This is a genomic window from Phyllobacterium sp. 21LDTY02-6, assembly GCF_023554255.2.
In the GTDB taxonomy this organism is placed as follows: domain Bacteria; phylum Pseudomonadota; class Alphaproteobacteria; order Rhizobiales; family Rhizobiaceae; genus Phyllobacterium.
The window spans coordinates 180,118-195,850 of the sequence record NZ_JAMJWD020000007.1 but is presented as its reverse complement, the minus strand read 5'-3'; the positions used below and the strand labels follow the sequence as shown (position 1 = coordinate 195,850).

Annotated in this window: 17 protein-coding genes and 2 tRNA genes; 8 read left to right on the top strand and 11 right to left on the bottom strand. The window is 64.3% G+C overall.

Going from position 1 to position 15,733, the window contains the following annotated elements; all coding sequences use genetic code 11:
• Positions 1-10: 10 nt before the first annotated feature.
• Positions 11-454 (bottom strand): hypothetical protein, encoded by a 444-nt coding sequence (locus M8997_RS21305; protein ID WP_250018276.1) that lies wholly within the window; start codon positions 452-454, stop codon positions 11-13.
• Between the two features lie 55 nt (positions 455-509).
• Complete coding sequence (locus M8997_RS21300; protein WP_250018275.1) at positions 510-1,370, bottom strand: 23S rRNA (adenine(2030)-N(6))-methyltransferase RlmJ; 861 nt, start codon at positions 1,368-1,370, stop codon at positions 510-512.
• Between the two features lie 144 nt (positions 1,371-1,514).
• Here M8997_RS21300 and M8997_RS21295 point away from each other — a divergent pair, with 144 nt between their 5' ends.
• Together M8997_RS21295 and M8997_RS21290 are read left to right on the top strand one after the other, a co-directional pair.
• Complete coding sequence (locus M8997_RS21295; protein WP_250018274.1) at positions 1,515-2,357, top strand: DMT family transporter; 843 nt, start codon at positions 1,515-1,517, stop codon at positions 2,355-2,357.
• Positions 2,358-2,462: 105 nt separating this feature from the next.
• Positions 2,463-4,592: a molybdopterin-dependent oxidoreductase gene (locus tag M8997_RS21290; RefSeq protein WP_250018273.1), complete on the top strand. Its 2,130-nt coding sequence runs from the start codon at positions 2,463-2,465 to the stop codon at positions 4,590-4,592.
• Between the two features lie 11 nt (positions 4,593-4,603).
• Here M8997_RS21290 and purN read toward each other — a convergent pair whose 3' ends face one another.
• Entirely contained in the window at positions 4,604-5,212 is a 609-nt protein-coding gene (gene purN / locus M8997_RS21285) for a phosphoribosylglycinamide formyltransferase (protein WP_371929624.1), read from the bottom strand.
• Entirely contained in the window at positions 5,209-6,294 is a 1,086-nt protein-coding gene (gene purM, locus M8997_RS21280) for a phosphoribosylformylglycinamidine cyclo-ligase (protein ID WP_250018272.1), read from the bottom strand. The genes purN and purM overlap by 4 nt, the downstream gene beginning before the upstream one ends.
• Before the next feature lie 208 nt (positions 6,295-6,502).
• Between purM and M8997_RS21275 the strand changes: the two genes are divergently transcribed.
• The 4 genes from M8997_RS21275 (at position 6,503) to M8997_RS21260 (ending at position 9,721) form a co-directional block, all read left to right on the top strand.
• On the top strand, positions 6,503-7,699 hold the full coding sequence (locus M8997_RS21275) for an AI-2E family transporter (protein ID WP_250018271.1): 1,197 nt from the start codon (positions 6,503-6,505) through the stop codon (positions 7,697-7,699).
• 33 nt (positions 7,700-7,732) lie between these two features.
• The gene (gene hdaA, locus M8997_RS21270; RefSeq protein ID WP_250018270.1) at positions 7,733-8,422 is read left to right on the top strand and encodes a DnaA regulatory inactivator HdaA; all 690 of its coding nucleotides are present in this window, start codon (positions 7,733-7,735) and stop codon (positions 8,420-8,422) included.
• 137 nt (positions 8,423-8,559) lie between these two features.
• Positions 8,560-9,378, top strand: coding sequence for a lipopolysaccharide kinase InaA family protein (locus M8997_RS21265; protein ID WP_250018269.1), 819 nt, complete (start codon positions 8,560-8,562; stop codon positions 9,376-9,378).
• A 112-nt stretch (positions 9,379-9,490) separates the two neighbouring features.
• Entirely contained in the window at positions 9,491-9,721 is a 231-nt protein-coding gene (locus M8997_RS21260) for a hypothetical protein (protein ID WP_250018268.1), read from the top strand.
• 122 nt (positions 9,722-9,843) lie between these two features.
• Here the strand turns inward: M8997_RS21260 and M8997_RS21255 are convergent, their stop codons facing one another.
• Both M8997_RS21255 and M8997_RS21250 read right to left on the bottom strand, forming a co-directional pair.
• Positions 9,844-10,371 carry an EF-hand domain-containing protein gene (locus tag M8997_RS21255; protein WP_250018267.1) on the bottom strand — a complete coding sequence of 176 codons (528 nt, stop codon included), beginning with the start codon at positions 10,369-10,371 and terminating at the stop codon, positions 9,844-9,846.
• A gap of 126 nt (positions 10,372-10,497) precedes the next feature.
• A complete protein-coding gene (locus M8997_RS21250) occupies positions 10,498-11,109 on the bottom strand; it encodes a TetR/AcrR family transcriptional regulator (RefSeq protein WP_250018266.1) in 612 nt (203 codons plus the stop codon).
• A 620-nt stretch (positions 11,110-11,729) separates the two neighbouring features.
• On the opposite strand from M8997_RS21250, the gene M8997_RS21245 reads away from it, so the two are divergent.
• Positions 11,730-12,287 carry a DUF308 domain-containing protein gene (locus M8997_RS21245; RefSeq protein ID WP_250018265.1) on the top strand — a complete coding sequence of 186 codons (558 nt, stop codon included), beginning with the start codon at positions 11,730-11,732 and terminating at the stop codon, positions 12,285-12,287.
• A 6-nt stretch (positions 12,288-12,293) separates the two neighbouring features.
• Here M8997_RS21245 and M8997_RS21240 read toward each other — a convergent pair.
• The 4 genes from M8997_RS21240 to M8997_RS21225 all read right to left on the bottom strand — a co-directional run bounded on the left by M8997_RS21240 (position 12,294) and on the right by M8997_RS21225 (position 14,058).
• Positions 12,294-12,370: transfer RNA gene (locus M8997_RS21240), tRNA-Arg, on the bottom strand.
• A gap of 38 nt (positions 12,371-12,408) precedes the next feature.
• Positions 12,409-12,714 (bottom strand): ETC complex I subunit, encoded by a 306-nt coding sequence (locus tag M8997_RS21235; protein ID WP_250018264.1) that lies wholly within the window; start codon positions 12,712-12,714, stop codon positions 12,409-12,411.
• Between the two features lie 70 nt (positions 12,715-12,784).
• Positions 12,785-12,861, bottom strand: a tRNA-Pro gene (locus M8997_RS21230).
• A gap of 120 nt (positions 12,862-12,981) precedes the next feature.
• On the bottom strand, positions 12,982-14,058 hold the full coding sequence (locus M8997_RS21225) for an ROK family protein (RefSeq protein WP_250018263.1): 1,077 nt from the start codon (positions 14,056-14,058) through the stop codon (positions 12,982-12,984).
• A gap of 166 nt (positions 14,059-14,224) precedes the next feature.
• Between M8997_RS21225 and M8997_RS21220 the strand changes: the two genes are divergently transcribed.
• The gene (locus tag M8997_RS21220; protein WP_250018262.1) at positions 14,225-14,521 is read left to right on the top strand and encodes a hypothetical protein; all 297 of its coding nucleotides are present in this window, start codon (positions 14,225-14,227) and stop codon (positions 14,519-14,521) included.
• A gap of 7 nt (positions 14,522-14,528) precedes the next feature.
• Here the strand turns inward: M8997_RS21220 and chrA are convergent, their stop codons facing one another.
• A complete protein-coding gene (gene chrA / locus M8997_RS21215) occupies positions 14,529-15,716 on the bottom strand; it encodes a chromate efflux transporter (RefSeq protein ID WP_252597221.1) in 1,188 nt (395 codons plus the stop codon).
• Positions 15,717-15,733: the final 17 nt, after the last annotated feature.

The following is a 15,733-nucleotide window of genomic DNA, read 5'->3' as shown; positions in this document are numbered from 1 at the left end:
GGCGCGTCAATCAGCGCAGCGTGCGGCAGCTTGCATTGTAGACGTTCCAGGGGTCGAAGCCTTCGAGGCAGAATTCGACATTCTTGCCGACGCCGACGAAGCCCTGGCCTTCTTCGACCAGATACCAGACCGGCTGCTGGTTGCCATCCGACAGATGCGCCGTGGCGCGGCAATAATGGCGCTCGACCGCAGCAAGCTCGGGCTCGAGCGAGGGCTCGTAGCGCGTCTCGCGGACATCGCTGAAATCGTTGATGGCGACCTGCGCCAGGTTCGGCACATGCTGGACCCGGTAGGAGAACCTGCTGGCGATCCTGTTGAGGACGCCCGCCTGGCCGCAGGTGTCGTCATAGCCCTGCGACGGGGCCACGTAGTCCGCGGCAAGAACGGGTGCGGCGGAAGAGAGAGCGATGCCGAGGGCAAGGCTTGCGGCAAGGATTGACGATGGGCGTGCCATGGATTTTCTCCGAATGTACTGTTGGTGTGCAATTTCAACCAGCGCGAGCGCCGGGTCAAGCCTCTACTTCTTCACCCCTGATCCAGTCGAGCACGAAATGGCCGTTCTGCGCCTCGCCGCAGACCCGCGCGAGCACCGGCAGCAGCGTGCGCAGCTCCTGTTCGAGCGTATAGGGCGGGTTGACGACGATCATGCCGCTGCCGTCGAGGCGCGGCTGGGCCGAGAAGGGCCGAATCATCAATTCGGCGCGCATGATCTTCCGGATGCCGGTTTGGCGCAGCGCGGCGATGAACGAGGCGATCTGCGGCCGGTCCTTCACCGGATACCAGAGCGCGAATATGCCGCCGGGAAAGCGCCTGTGACCGCGCCACAGCCCATCGACCAGCCGTTCGAACTCGCCTTCCTCCTCGAAGGGCGGATCGACGAGCACGAGGCCGCGCTTCTCCTTCGGCGGCAGATGCGCGCCAAGCGCCAGCCAGCCATCGAGCCGGGTGACCCGGACCTGGAAATCGCCCTCGAAGCGCCTGGCCAGCCTCGCGGCATCGGCCGGGTGCAGTTCGAGCGCCGACAACCGGTCCTGCCGCCGCAACAGGTGGCGCGTGATCAGCGGCGAACCCGGATAATGGCGCAGGCCGCCATCGGTATTCTCCGCCCGCACGATATCGAGATAGGGCGCCAGCAAGGCTTCGGCTTCGGGCTCGAGCGGCGCATCGAGCAGGCGGGCAATGCCGGCCTGCCATTCGCCCGTCTTCGCCGCCTCGGTTCCGGCAAGATCGTAGCGCCCGATGCCCGCATGCGTATCGATGACGCGGAAGGCCTGTTCCTTGCGCTGCAGATAGAGCAGGATCCGCGTCAGGATGACGTGCTTCATCACATCGGCGAAATTGCCCGCATGATAGGCGTGACGGTAATTCATGGATGCGCTTGTTTCATGCCGGCGCCCTTACGGCAAGCCGGTAAATATTATTGAAGCGTCGCTTTCGGCGAAGGCGTTTGCCGATCCCTGCGATATGGCTTAGAGCAACGAAGCGCCCCGGTCCGGCGCGCTGGAACCTGCCTCATGTCCGGAACGATCATCCTTGTCGTGCTCTTCGCCGCGTTTCTGCACGCAAGCTGGAACGCCGTGGTGAAATCCGAGGGCGACAAGTTTCTCAACACCGTCGTCGTCGTGAGTTCGGCCGGTCTCATCGCCGCTATCGCCCTGCCATTCCTGCCGCCGCCGGCATGGTCGAGCGTGCCATTCCTGCTCGCCTCGGGGGTGACGCAGGTGATCTACCTGATCCTCGTGGCGGCGGCCTATCGCAGCGGCGATATGAGCCAGGCCTATCCGATCATGCGCGGCACCGCCCCGCTCATCGTCGCCATCGCCAGTGGGCCGCTCATCGGCGAGGTGCTTTCGCTGCAGAAATGGGCCGGCATCGGCCTCATCTGCGGCGGCGTGCTCGCCCTTGCGCTCGAAGCCCGCCGCCGCGCCGGCGCCAGCCCGGCCACGACGCTGCTGGCGCTGGCGAATGCGCTGGTGATCGCTTCCTATACGCTCATCGACGGTATCGGCGTGCGCCAGTCCGGCGCGCCGGCGGCCTATACGATGTGGGTGTTCGTGCTGAATGCGCTGCCGCTGTTCCTGTGGACCATCATCATGCGCAAGGGCCAATTATGGCCGCATCTGCGCGGAAGGACGCGGCTGGCGACGATCGGCGGCGTCGGCACGCTCGGCTCCTACGGCCTGGCGCTCTGGGCGATGACCATGGCGCCGGTGGCCGTCATCGCCGCCTTGCGCGAGACTTCCATCCTCTTCGCGGTGGTCATCTCGGCCTTCTTCCTGCGCGAGAAGATCGGCATGACGCGGCTCGCCGCCGTCGCGCTGATCGCGGCGGGCGCGGCCGTCATGCGCCTTGGCTGATACCATCTCTGATCGTCACGCGCCGGCGCCTGCTCTGGTCGGCCACTTGTCACCGGTACAAAAAGCCTCGTTTCTCGGCGGCGGAATTTGCGCTAGGTTCCTCGCATGAACAAGCCTGTCCTTTTGCGCACCGTCCATTCCGCCTGCCCGCACGACTGTCCGTCGACCTGCGCGCTGGATGTGGAGATCGTCGATAACGGCCAGATCGGGCGCGTGCGCGGCGCCAAGGAAAACACCTATACGGCCGGCGTCATCTGCGCCAAGGTGGCCCGCTATGCGGAGCGCATCCATCATCCGGAGCGCCTGCTGAAGCCGCTGGTCCGCGCCGGCAGCAAGGGCGAGGGCCTGTGGAAGGAGGCGAGCTGGGACGCGGCGCTGGACCTGATCGCCGAGCGCTTCCTGAAGGCCGAGCAGGAACACGGTTCCGAAAGCATCTGGCCCTATATCTATGCCGGCACGATGGGCCTCGTACAGCGCGATTCCATCCATCGGCTGCGCCACGCCAAGAAATATTCCAATACTTTCGACAGTATCTGCACCAACCTTGCCTCGACCGGATATTATGCCGGCACCGGCCGGCTGATGGGCTCCGATCCGCGCGAGATGGCGAAATCCGATTGCGTCGTCATCTGGGGGACCAATGCGGCGGCGACGCAGGTGAACGTCATGACCCATGCGGTGCGGGCCCGGAAGGAACGCGGCGCGAAGATCGTCGCCATCGACATCTACGAGACCGCGACGGTGCGCCAGGCCGATCTTGGCCTCGTGCTCAGGCCGGGGACCGACGGCGCGCTTGCCTGCGCGGTCATGCACGTCCTCTTCCGCGACGGCCTCGCCGATTGGGATTACCTGACGCAATATACCGACGATCCGCACGGCCTCGAGCAGCATCTGCGCGGCCGCAGCCCGGAATGGGCGGCCGCGATCACCGGCCTGTCGGTGGACGAGATCGAAACATTCGCCCGCCTCGTCGGCACCACCAAACGCAGCTTCTTCCGGCTGGGCTTCGGCTTCACGCGGCAACGCAACGGCTCGGTCAACATGCACGCGGCGCTTTCCATTCCCGCGGTGACGGGCGCGTGGCGGCATGAGGGCGGCGGGGCGTTCTATTCCAACAGCGAGATCTATCGCATGGACAAGCGCGAGATCGAGGGCAGGGCCTATCTCGATCCTGCGATCCGCCATATCGACCAGTGCAAGATCGGCGCTGCCTTGAATGGCGATGCCGCCGCGCTGCAGAACGGCCCGCCCGTCATGGCGATGCTCGTGCAGAACACCAATCCCGCCAATGTCGCGCCCGAGCAGAGGCTCGTGCGGCGCGGCATGCTGCGCGAGGATTTCTTCATGGCCGTGCATGAGCAATTCATGACCGATACGGCGAGGCTGGCGGATGTGGTGCTGCCGGCGACGATGTTCCTCGAACATGACGACATCTACCGCGGCGGCGGCCAGCAGCACATCATCCTCGGCCCGAAGCAGATCGATGGGCCGGGCGAGACCCGCCCCAACATCCATGTCGTCGAGGAACTCGCAAAACGCCTCGGCGTCGATCATCTTCCGGGCTTCGGCCTCGATGCGCGCACTCTCATCGACAATATGCTGAAGGCCGGCAATCTCCCGGGCTATGACGAATTGAAGGCGCGGCGCTGGATCGACGTGCAGCCGGATTTCGAAACCGCGCATTTCCTCAATGGCTTCAGCTGGCCGGACGGCAAGTTCCGCTTCAAGCCGGACTGGACCGGCAGTCCCGCGCCCAACAAGCCGCCGAAATCCATGGGGCCGCAGGGTCCTCATGCCGAACTGCCGCAATGGCCGGATCATTTCGAGGCGATCGAGGCAGCCGACGAGCGGCATCCGTTCCGGCTGGCGACCTCGCCGGCACATAATTTCCTCAACTCGACCTTCGCCGAAACGCCGACATCGCTGTTGAAGGAGCAGCGGCCGGAACTGCTGATCCATCCGGACGACGCGGCGCGCCTCGGCATAGCGAGCGGCGACCGGGTAGAGGTCGGCAATGATCGCGGCGATGTCGTTCTTCACGCCCGCGTCGAGCCGCTGACCAAGCGCGGCGTCGTGATTTCGGAAGGCATATTCGCCAATACCGCCTTTGAGCGGGGCGAGGGCATCAATGTCCTGACCGGGGCGGACTCGCCGGCACCCTATGGCGGTGCGGCTTTCCACGACAATAGGGTCTGGATCAGGCCGGCGCGTCTGGATCAGGCGTCGGGCGCCTGATCGGTTCAGCCCTATGTTGCGAAGATAGTGCGGCCGCCCTGCATCCGCGCCTTGCCGGACGCCACCAGCGCCAGCGCTTCCGCGTAGGTTGCATGCTCTACGGATAGCACCCGCTGCGCGAGTGTTTCCGCCGTATCGTCGACATCGACGCGGATGGCGGTCTGCGCGATGATCGGGCCTTCGTCCATGCCCGCCGTGACGAAATGCACGGTGCAGCCATGAACGCGCACGCCGGCTTCGAGCGCCTGCTCATGCGTGTGCAGCCCCTTGAACAGCGGCAGCAGCGAGGGGTGGATATTGAGCATCCGCCCTTCCCATTCGCCGACGAATTCGGGCGACATGATCCGCATATAGCCGGCGAGACAGACGATCTCGGCGCCCGCAGCCTTGAGCGCCGCCGAGATGGCGATCTCGTGGTCGCGCTTGGACGCGTAATCCCTGTGGGGGATGGCGAAGGCCGGAATGCCCTCGTTGCGCGCCGTATCGAGCCCGCCGGCATCGGCCTTGTTGGCGATGATCGCGACGATCGCGGCCGGATAGTCCGGCGCTTTCGCGGCCGCGACTAGCGCGCCCATATTGGAGCCACGCCCCGAGATCAGGATCGCGACGCGCTTCTTCACAGTGCGAGCTGGCCTTCATAGACGACGCCGGCATCGGCGCGGGCGACCATCCTGCCGAGCCGCACTGGCGCCTCGCCATTGGCGGTCAGTGCTTCGATCACCGCGTCGGCCGCTTCCGGCGCGACGACGGCGATCATGCCGATACCGCAATTGAAGGTGCGCAGCATCTCGTCGCGCTCGACGCCGCCGGTGCTGGCCAGCCATGAGAAGACGGCCGGCACCTCGATCGCCGACAGGTCGATGCTGGCGGTGAGGTCCTTCGGCAGCACCCGCGGAATATTGTCCGGGAAGCCGCCGCCGGTGATGTGGGCGAGCGCCTTGATGGCGCCGGTATCGCGGATCGTGGCAAGCAGCGGCTTCACATAGATGCGCGTCGGCGCCAGCAGCGCCTCGCCAAGCGTGACGCCTGCCTTGAAGGGCGCTTCGGCGTCCCAGGCGAGGCCCGACAATTCGACGATGCGCCGAACGAGCGAGAAGCCGTTGGAATGAACGCCGGACGAGGCGAGGCCGAGGATGACGTCGCCTTCCTTGATGTCGCCGGAGGGCAGAAGCCGGTCGCGCTCGGCCGCGCCGACGGCAAAGCCGGCAAGATCATAGTCGCCATCGCGGTACATGCCCGGCATTTCGGCCGTTTCGCCGCCGATCAGCGCGCAGCCCGCCTGCAGGCAGCCCTCGGCGATGCCGCCGACAATGGCGGCGCCCTGGTCCGGATCGAGCTTGCCGGTGGCGAAATAGTCGAGGAAGAACAGCGGCTCCGCGCCCTGGACGACGAGATCGTTGACGCACATGGCGACGAGGTCGATGCCGACCGTATCGTGCCGGCCCGCATCGATGGCGATCTTCAGCTTGGTGCCGACGCCGTCATTGGCGGCGACCAGCACCGGGTCCTTGAAGCCGGCGGCCTTCAGGTCGAACAGGCCGCCGAAGCCGCCGATCTCGCCATCGGCGCCCGGACGCCGGGTGGAGCGCACCAGCGGCTTGATTTTCTCGACAAGCAGATTGCCGGCATCGATGTCGACGCCTGCCTGTGCATAGGTGAGACCATTCTTGCCGCGGTTGGCGGGTTCGCTTTTCACGCTCATGGGATGCTCCGGATTATGTGGAGCGGAATGGCACGACTTCGCCACCACCGCAAGTACCCTATGGGCGATGTGCGGATAAAACGCCACTTATCGACAGGGCGGCAAGGCGGAATCCGCGCAGATTCCCGCTGGCGGCGGCCGGTTTTCCCTTGACCGGACGGGGCGGGGCTGCCTATCTCTCGGGCGGATGGAACGGGATGAGCAGGCGATGACCAAAGCACCAAGCAAGGCCGTGGCGGCGAAGAAGCCGGTCGTTCCGGAGGAAGTCGCCGAACGCGACATCCATGTCGAAGTACAGCTGAATTCCTTTGCGAGCGACATACGCCGCCAGGCCATCTTCTGGACGCTGGCAATGATCGTCTTCGCGCTGTTTCTGTTCGTCTTTTCGTCGATCCTGCTGCCCTTCGTCGCCGGCATGGTGCTGGCCTACTTCCTGGATCCGGTGGCCGACCGGCTGCAGCGGCTCGGCCTGTCGCGCTTGCTGGCGACGATCGTCATCCTCGTGCTCTTCCTCGTCACCTTCGTGCTGCTGCTGATCCTGCTCGTGCCGATCCTCGCCTCGCAGATGAGCGATTTCATCGCCCGGCTGCCGAGCTATGTCGCGCGGTTGCAGGAGCTCATCGCCAATCGGGACTCGCAATGGCTGAAGGATTTCATCGGCGTCGACGCCTCGGTCATCCGCAACAGCCTCGACTCGCTGCTGCAGCAGGGCGCCGGCTTCCTGACGACGCTGCTCCAGTCCATCTGGAGCTCCGGCAAGACGCTGATCGACGTGGTTGCGCTCTTCGTTGTCACGCCCGTCGTCGCCTTCTACATGCTGCTCGACTGGGACCGGATGGTGGCGAAGATCGACCAGCTGGTGCCGCGCGAGCATGTCTATACCGTGCGCGGCATCGCGCGCGACATGAACAAGGCGATCGCCGGTTTCGTGCGCGGGCAGGGCACCGTGTGCCTGCTGCTCGGCATGATCTATGCGGCGGGGCTCACCATCGTCGGCTTGAATTTCGGCCTGTTGATCGGCCTGTTCGCCGGGCTCATCAGCTTCATCCCCTATGTCGGCTCCCTTGTCGGGCTGCTGGTGGCGCTGGGCGTCGCGCTCGTGCAGTTCTGGCCGGAATGGGGTCATATCGTCGGCGTCGCGGTCGCCTTCGGCGTCGGCCAGTTCATCGAGGGCAATATATTGCAGCCGAAGCTCGTCGGCTCCTCCGTCGGGCTTCACCCGGTCTGGCTGATGTTCGCGCTGTTCGCCTTCGGCTCGCTCATGGGCTTCACCGGCATGCTGATCGCCGTGCCGACGGCGGCCGCCATCGGCGTGCTGGTGCGCTTCATCATCAGCCGCTATCAGCGATCCCCGCTCTACACAGGCGAATTCCGCAAAAATGACGAGCCGAAACAAATCGGATGACAGTGGCGTAATCCTGGCTGTATTTGTTCGCGCATGACCAACAGCAATTCCCGCCAGTTGCCGCTCGATCTCGGCCATGAACCCGGCTTTTCGCGCGACGATCTCATCGTATCGAGCGCCAACATGGCGGCGGTCGACATGGTGGACCGCTGGCCGGCCTGGATATCGCCCGTCGTCATCATTGCCGGCCCGACCGGCTCCGGCAAGACGCATCTGGCCTCGGTCTGGCGGGCCGAGGCGGCGGCGAGGGTGGTCGATCCGCGCGATATCGGCGCTGCGGTCGGCGAAAGCGGGCCGTTTCTCATCGACGATATCGGCCTCGGCACGCTCGACCAGTCCGGCCTGTTTCACCTGATCAACAGCGTTCGCCAGAATGGCTCGACGCTGCTGATGACCTCGCGCCTGTGGCCGGCGAACTGGAAGGTCACGCTGCCGGACCTCGCCTCGAGGCTGAAGGCGGCGACGACGGTCGAGATCGGCGAGCCGGACGACGCGCTCCTGTCCGGCGTCCTCTACAAATTGTTCGCCGACCGGCAGATCGCGGTCGATCCCTCGGTGATCGGCTTCCTCGTCAGCCATATCGAGCGCTCGCTTTCGACCGCAAACCGGGTCGTCGAACGTCTCGATCGCGTCGCGCTGGAAAAGAAGTCGCGCATCACCCGCGCCCTGGCGGCGAGCGTCATCACCGCCTTCGACGAGGGGCAATCGGTGCTCGACCTTTGACGATGTGCCGCGAGCGAATGTTGCACGAATGCAATATTGTTACAAATTTGTCATAAAGCGTGATCTGGACTCTTCAAGCTACGGATTTGATGGGATAAAATAGCCTGATCGAAGTTTTGATCGGATGATTTGCATCGATGGCCGTGGATTCGGGCATATTGGCGGAAGACGACATCCGGGCGCTGCTGCAGGCCGCGCTCGATCTGCGTTGCCGCGTCCAGCGGGTCGAACTGACGGACCGGGCGGTGTGGCTCAAGCGCCATGGCACCGAACGGACGCTGGTCGGCGCGCATTGCCAGCGCGTGCTCGCGGCCATCCTGCCATTTGCCTTTCTGCGGCCGTCGCCGCGTCTTTCGGCTGAGGACATGGTGCGGCGGGAAAGGGCGCAGATCGAGGCCTTCCGGCACAGCGGCTTCGCGACGCCGCAGATCGTCTGCGCGCTGGGCAACATGCTGGTGCTGTCGGACATGGGCGAATCCGTTGCCGCCCGGCTGACGCAGATCTCCGGCGATGCGGAGGCCTGCAAGGCGCTGCTCAGCCGCTGCGCGCATGAACTCGGCCGCGTGCACGCCGCCGGTCTCTGCCATGGGCGCCCGCATCCGCGCGACATGTTCTTCGCCGGGGAGCGGATCGGCTTTCTCGATTTCGAGGAGGACCCTGCGGCCGTCATGCCGCTGGCCACCGCCCAGGCGCGCGACATATGGCTTCTTGCCCTGCATATAGCGCCGCTGGGCGCGTCGGCGGTGGAGGCTGCCTATTCGGTCTGGCGAAGCGTGGCGCCGGCTGCGGCAGCGGAAGAATTGCGCAAGATGGTGCAGACCATGCGGCCATTCCTGCCCGTCGCCCAGGCGATCCATCGTTTCGCCACCGCCAAGGACGTCTATCGTTTCGCCACCGCCACCCATGCGCTGCTGCTGCTGGTGACGGCGGATTTCGACCCCGGCCTGCTTCCCTGAGTCTGCTTCCCCGAGCCTGCCGATCCTTCTTGCCCACCTGCCTGCCTGGGCCCGGGTGGCGCAACCGAATGCGGCCGGATGAGTTTAACAACAAAGGATGGAGGGAAGGTCGATGCAGCACGATGAGGCCGGCACGGGCCGGAAGCCGGCATTGAAGGAGGGCGATACCGTCGAAGTCCTCAGGGCGCGCCGGGAAGACAGGCCGGGCTCGCCGCAATCGGACAATTGGGTGAAGGCGAAAGTCGTCGCCAATTCTGACGATTGCCTGACCGTGAGCTATGGCGAAGGCGAACCGGAAGTGATCCCGTGGAAATCGGGGCGGATCAAGGGCCACGAGCACTAGTGGGAATAGCTTTCGAGCGATTTCAAGAGCTTGGTGCTGAAATGTGAATCCGGATGTGAGCGTAAATGCAAGTGCTGGCGGCGGCTCGATTGGAGACCGCCGCCGGCATGTGTCAGGGGCGCTTACTGCTTCGCCGCGCCGCGCTCGTGCTGCCTGTGCTCGCCGCGATGATGGCCCTTGTGGAAGCGCTTGCCGTGGCGCAATTCCTTGCCTTCCAGCTTGCCGTCGTCGTTGCGGTCCATCAGCGCAAAGCGCTTGGCCTTCTGCTTTTCCACTTCGGCGATTGTCACGGTGCCGTCGCCATCGACGTCGAGACGCTTGGTCATGCGCTGCACCTGCCGCTCGACGATGCGCTTCATTGCCAGCGCTTCCATTTCTTCCTGCGACAGCTTGCCGTCGCCATCCTTGTCGGCTTCCTTCAGCCGGTCCGCATTGGAAAACTCGGCAAGATCGACCGAGCCGTCCTTGTTGCTGTCGAGCTTTGCCTGCCTATGCGGGGGCTGGCCCTGCGGGGTCTGGCTCTGTTGTGCCGGTTCGGATTTCGTCTGGTCGTTCGCCGCTGCCGGCGCCGGGTCCTGCGCAAATGCGCCGCCAAGTGCAAACACGGTCAAAAAGGTTCCCGAAAGAACAAGGGCCATAATCCGTTTCATGCTTGTCTCCTCAAGGTTGCGCGAGCTTGATCTGCTCTCGTGGCTAGACATTAGAGGGCGCAAAATGAACGGGAGATGACTGCCGCATTACAAATCCGTAATGAAAACAAGGTGTTCGGCGCAGGTCTATAGCGCGGTCAAGCGCGGCCGTCCGCCGGGACGCTTCAGGAGCTTTGCCAGTTGCGCATCGACGATGCTGGCGAAGACTTGCGGATCGCCGAAGGTTCGCGCCGACAGCATTGCGCCATGTACCGACGCCATCAGCACCTGCGCTTCGTCTTGCGGGCGCTTGTCGAGCTGGAACAGGTCCTGGTCCAGCCCCGCCTGCAGCACCGATGCCAGCCATTGCGCCAGTGTGTCGAAATGGCCGCGGACCCGCGACGCCACCGCCTCCGGCAGCATCTGCATCTCGCAGGCCAGCATGGCGCAAACGCAGAAGGGCATGGAATTGTCGCGGATGCAGCCCTGCCAGAAATTCAGGTAGGATTGCAGGCATTTGCGGGGCTCGGGGAATTGCGCCCGCAGCGCGTCGAGCCCGGCATCGACCTGCTGGCGATAGCGATCGACCAGCGCCGCGACGAGCTCGGCCTTGGTCGGAAAATGATGGTGTATGCTCGCCTTCCTGATGCCGACGGCAGCGGATATATCGGCATAGCTGAAGCCGTTATAGCCGCCGGCGATGATGAGCGCCTGCGCCACATCGAGGATCTTGTCCGAGGTCGAAGCCGTTGATTGCATGGGTCCTGCCTACCTGTTGATAGGTAGGTGAGTCAAGCCGATGCCTGCAAGTGATGCCGCATTCAAGAGATCGCACAAGCCTTGTTGCGTGCTTCTTCTATGCAACACACGTCCCTCCTTGGGGGATAAGTGGAAACTTATCCCACCACTTTGAAACCGGGTTATTCTGCACAAATCCTTTCCAGTGGGGGAGCAGCTTCCGGTGCTGTTTCGACAAGCTGGGAAAGGATGGCGTTGCCGGATGGTCGGAAGTGACAACCCCGACCATCAAGCAAACTGCAGAAGGAAACGGAGGTGGCGCTTCGTTTTCCGGGTTGTTGCGTCTGACAAACGCAATGATAGCAGGCAAAGACGTCGCGGGCGGTCTTCGGACCTCGACCCTGATACCTACTGACGCGCTGAAGACCGCCCGTCTCCCCCCATTTTCAATGACCAGACGCGATTTTCGCGGGCGTGGTGAGGATTTTCTGTATCCAGCATCTCCAACAAGGGATTGCACGCAACAACAGCGATGCAATCGCCCAACCACAACACGCATCGCAAGCCGGCCACTCCCAGCCAATTGACGGCGGCTCAAAAACAACCTACTAGTAGGTAGGTAATCAACAAGGAAGCTGTCGATGCAAACCCAAACTCTCGAGCAGTCCAACTGGCTGCGGTCCTATTATCTGGTACGGGCGCTGTTTTCCTGCGGCTGGATCGCCGCGGCCATTCTCACCAGCGGCCAGTCGCACCTCGCGGCGGCGCTGCTGCTGATCTATCCGGCCTGGGATGCCGTCGCCAATCTCGCCGATGCGCGGGCGAATGGCGGCATGAGGGCGAGCCCTTCGCAGGCATTGAACGTGGCGGTGAGCATCGTCACGGCGCTTGCCGTGCTTATCGCGCTCAACAGCAGCATGCATGCCGTCCTTGCCGTGTTCGGCGTATGGGCGATCCTGTCGGGCCTGTTGCAGCTCTATACCGGGGTAGGGCGCTGGCGCCAGTATGGCGCGCAATGGGCCATGATCCTCAGCGGTGGCCAGTCGGCGCTGGCCGGGGCGTTCATGATCAGCCGGTCGATCGGCCCCAATGTGCCGTCGATACTCGACATCGTTCCCTATGCGGGCTTTGGCGCGTTCTATTTCCTGCTGTCGGCGGTCTGGCTTTTCGTCATGCCTCGTCGGAGCGCGGCCGCTTGAGGGGAGTGGCGATCCCGACTGGATTCGAACCAGTGACCGTCGGCTTAGAAGGCCGGTGCTCTATCCAGCTGAGCTACGGGACCGAAATGCCGGCGGCGTCATGCGCTGCCGGCTGGCAAGTTCAATGTGTCCAGGGCTGCTTGCGGTCGAAACGGAAGTTTTCCGAGTAGGATACGACGCGGCGGCGCACTTCCTTCGGCTCCTGGACGCTGTAGGCGATGCCGTTCTTCTCCGCATAGGTCACCGCTTCTTCCTTCGTGTCGAAGCTGAGCGTGATCTGGCTTTTCATGTCGCCGGAAGACGTATACCCCATCAAAGGCTCCACCCGGCGCGGCTGCTCCGGTTCGAACTCGAGCACCCAGTGCTCGGTCTTGGCCTTGCCCGATTGCATGGCGGTCTTGGCGGGGCGGTATATGCGGGCTGTCATTGAAGAAATCCTCTGTCTGCAATCCCAATATATTACAGGCTTCAATCCGGTTCCAGCAGCCGGTCTCAAATGGTCGGAGCGGCAGGATTCGAACCTGCGACCCTCTGGTCCCAAACCAGATGCGCTACCAGGCTGCGCTACGCTCCGTCCGTCTTGGACGGTGATTTCCCTAGAGTCTTCGCCGGAGGAAAGCAATAGGCCAGGCATGGAAAATGCCGGTAAAGACCAACAAATGCGCCGCTGCGACAAGAAGTGCACCCGTCGCGCCTAGTTCTCCGGCCTGTTGGTGAAGCGGGCATTGCCGAGGCCGGTGCCGATCGTCAGCACGCCCCAGCGCTTCACGTCGCGCATGAACGGACTTTGCGAGAGGCCCTGAACCACGGCGTCATTGTGCATGATGATGAAGGTGTCATGGCCGGCGATCCGGGGAATGCCCTTCATGATCTCGCGCGGCAGGTTGAATGCCTCGCTCTCCCAATTGCCGCCGGGCAGGTTCTGGCCGCCGGTCCTGATCGAGCCGTCGGGCTCGATCTCGCCCGGGCAGGCAATGCCGATCAGCGGCGCCACGTCGAGCTTTTCCCGCTTGGCCTTCGCCAGCAGCGACTTGATCATGTCGACGAGGCGCTCCACCGCCGTCTTGCGGCTCGGATCGTCCTCGGCGTGCTTCCAGTGTTCGGCGCTCGTCACGCGCGCCTTCGAAAGGTCGGGCGCCTTCTTCAGCCTGGTTTCGACGATGCCGGCGCGGATGTTCGTCCCGCCTATGTCGACGCCGATCATGGCTTCATGCCCTTCCAGCATCCAGGCCGGCATGAGATGGGCCGCGCCGATGAGGCCCGCTTCGTCGGGGTGATGGACGATCGGCCGCAGCTGCAGCTTCACGCCATCCGCATGCAGGCGGCCCATGGCGCGGGCAATGGCCAACTGGCCCATTATGCTCTGCTTGGTGCCGCCGCCAACGACGATGCGCTCGGTGTTCTTCCAGCTCTTTTCTTTAAGAAAGCGGCGCAGGACATGGGCGAGCTCGGCGGAAAAATCATCCGCCGCCGCCAGCACCAGCGCCGCCGCCTCCATGTCGTCGCCCTCGATGAAGGCGTTGATGTCCTTCTTGGACATGTCCTCGGTCGGGTCGTCGCCGAGCGGGTCCCTGCCATCCTTGCGATAGCGCTTGCGCCACTCCTCGACCTTGTCCTGCAGCGCGGATTTGCTCGCCCTGTCGCCGAGAAAGCCGTTACTGTCCCTGATGCGCAGATTGTAGCTGTCGACGCTGACGCCCGGCAGCAGCGCCGCCCCATGCTCCATCGGCGTCGTCCTGCCTGTTGCCTGATCCTGGTCGAGCTTGGCCATCAATATCCTCTCGAGATTTGGGCGAGGTTTGGGAATGAGGGGAGAACGCTTCGATCCTGCGGCGGTTCCGCTTCCCGTCTCCGGTCTCAAAATGCCGGTAGCGATGGCACAAAATCGCGCTTGCGGCGTTGCTCTCTCAAAGGTCCGTTCGAAACAGGAGAAGCAGATGCCGACGCTCGAATTCGACGATGAGGAGACCTCCGCGCTCAAGCAGTTCTATGCCAGGGCCTCGGAGCAGGTCGCACAGGGCTCGCAAACCCATCTGCCGGCGGTCTTCGCCACGATCGCGCCGCTGATCGATTCGATACGGCCGAACCGGCCCGTCGAAATTGATGTCGACGACATAAGGACGCTGGCCGAAGCCTTCGATGTCGGGCAGAGCCTGGATGAAAAGACCACCGCCCGGAATGATGGCCCGGCAAGGCGGCTGCAGGGCAAGCTTATGCGCGCGGCGAAATCCTGAGCCGCGATCAGTAGAACGCCACCCCTGCGAGCGCCAGCGCCACCACGATGCTCCAGGAGGGGGCCTTCAGCACGACGAGGGCGAGGAAGCCCGCCGCCGCAAGCACGATGTCCAGCGGGCCGAGAACGGCGGTCGTCCAGACCGGATTGTAGAAGGCGGCCGCCAGCAGCCCGACCACGGCGGCATTGGCTCCCTTCATGCCGGCCTGCGCCAGCGGCGAGCCGCGAACGCCGCGCCAGAACGGCAATGTGCCGTAGACGAGCAGCAGCCCGGGCAGGAAGATCGCCACCAGCCCGACCATGCTGCCTGCGACCCCCGCCGGAGGTTGGCCGGCGACGGCGCCGAGATAGGCCGCGAATGTAAAGAGCGGCCCCGGCACCGCCTGCGCCGCGCCATAGCCGGCAATGAAGGCTTCGCCATTCACCAGTCCCGTATCGACAAAGGCCGACTGCAGCAGCGGCAGGACCACATGGCCGCCGCCGAAGACCAGCGCGCCGGAGCGATAGAAGGCGTCGAACATGGAGAGCAGGCTATCCGGGCCAGGCCGGAGCGCCGCCGGCACCACCAGCAGCAGGCCGAACAGCGCCAGCGCCACGAGGCCATGCCTGCGGCTGAAGCCGAAGCCCGGCCCCGAAACCTGCTTCAGCGCGTCGCCCCGGCACAGCAGCATGCCGAGCAGCCCGCCGGCGGCGATCAGCACCATCTGCATTGCCGCATTGTCGAGGAGCAGCGCGGCGGCACAGGCGGCAATTGCGATCGCCGCCCGTGTCAGGTCCGGGGTGAGGGTGCGCGCCATGCCGAACACCGCCTGCGCGACGATCGAGACCGCCACCAGCTTGAGGCCGTGCAGCAGGCCGGCCCCGACGGGACCCGCAAGGCTGGCCGCGCCATAGGCAAAGGCGAGCATCAGCAGGGCGGAGGGAAGCGTGAAGCCGACCCAGGCCGCCAGCCCGCCAGCCAGCCCGCCGCCGCGCACCATGCCAAGCACGAAGCCGAGCTGGCTCGATGCGGGGCCGGGGAGGAACTGGCACAGCGCGATATATTCGGCAAAGGCGGCATCGCCCAGCCATTTGCGGCGCAGGACGAATTCGTCCCTGAAATAGCCGATATGGGCGACGGGCCCACCGAAGGAGGTGAGGCCGAGTTTCAGAAAAGCGGTGAAAACTTCCCGCAGCGATCCTGCGTTTTCCATCATACCCCATGCCCCGGAAC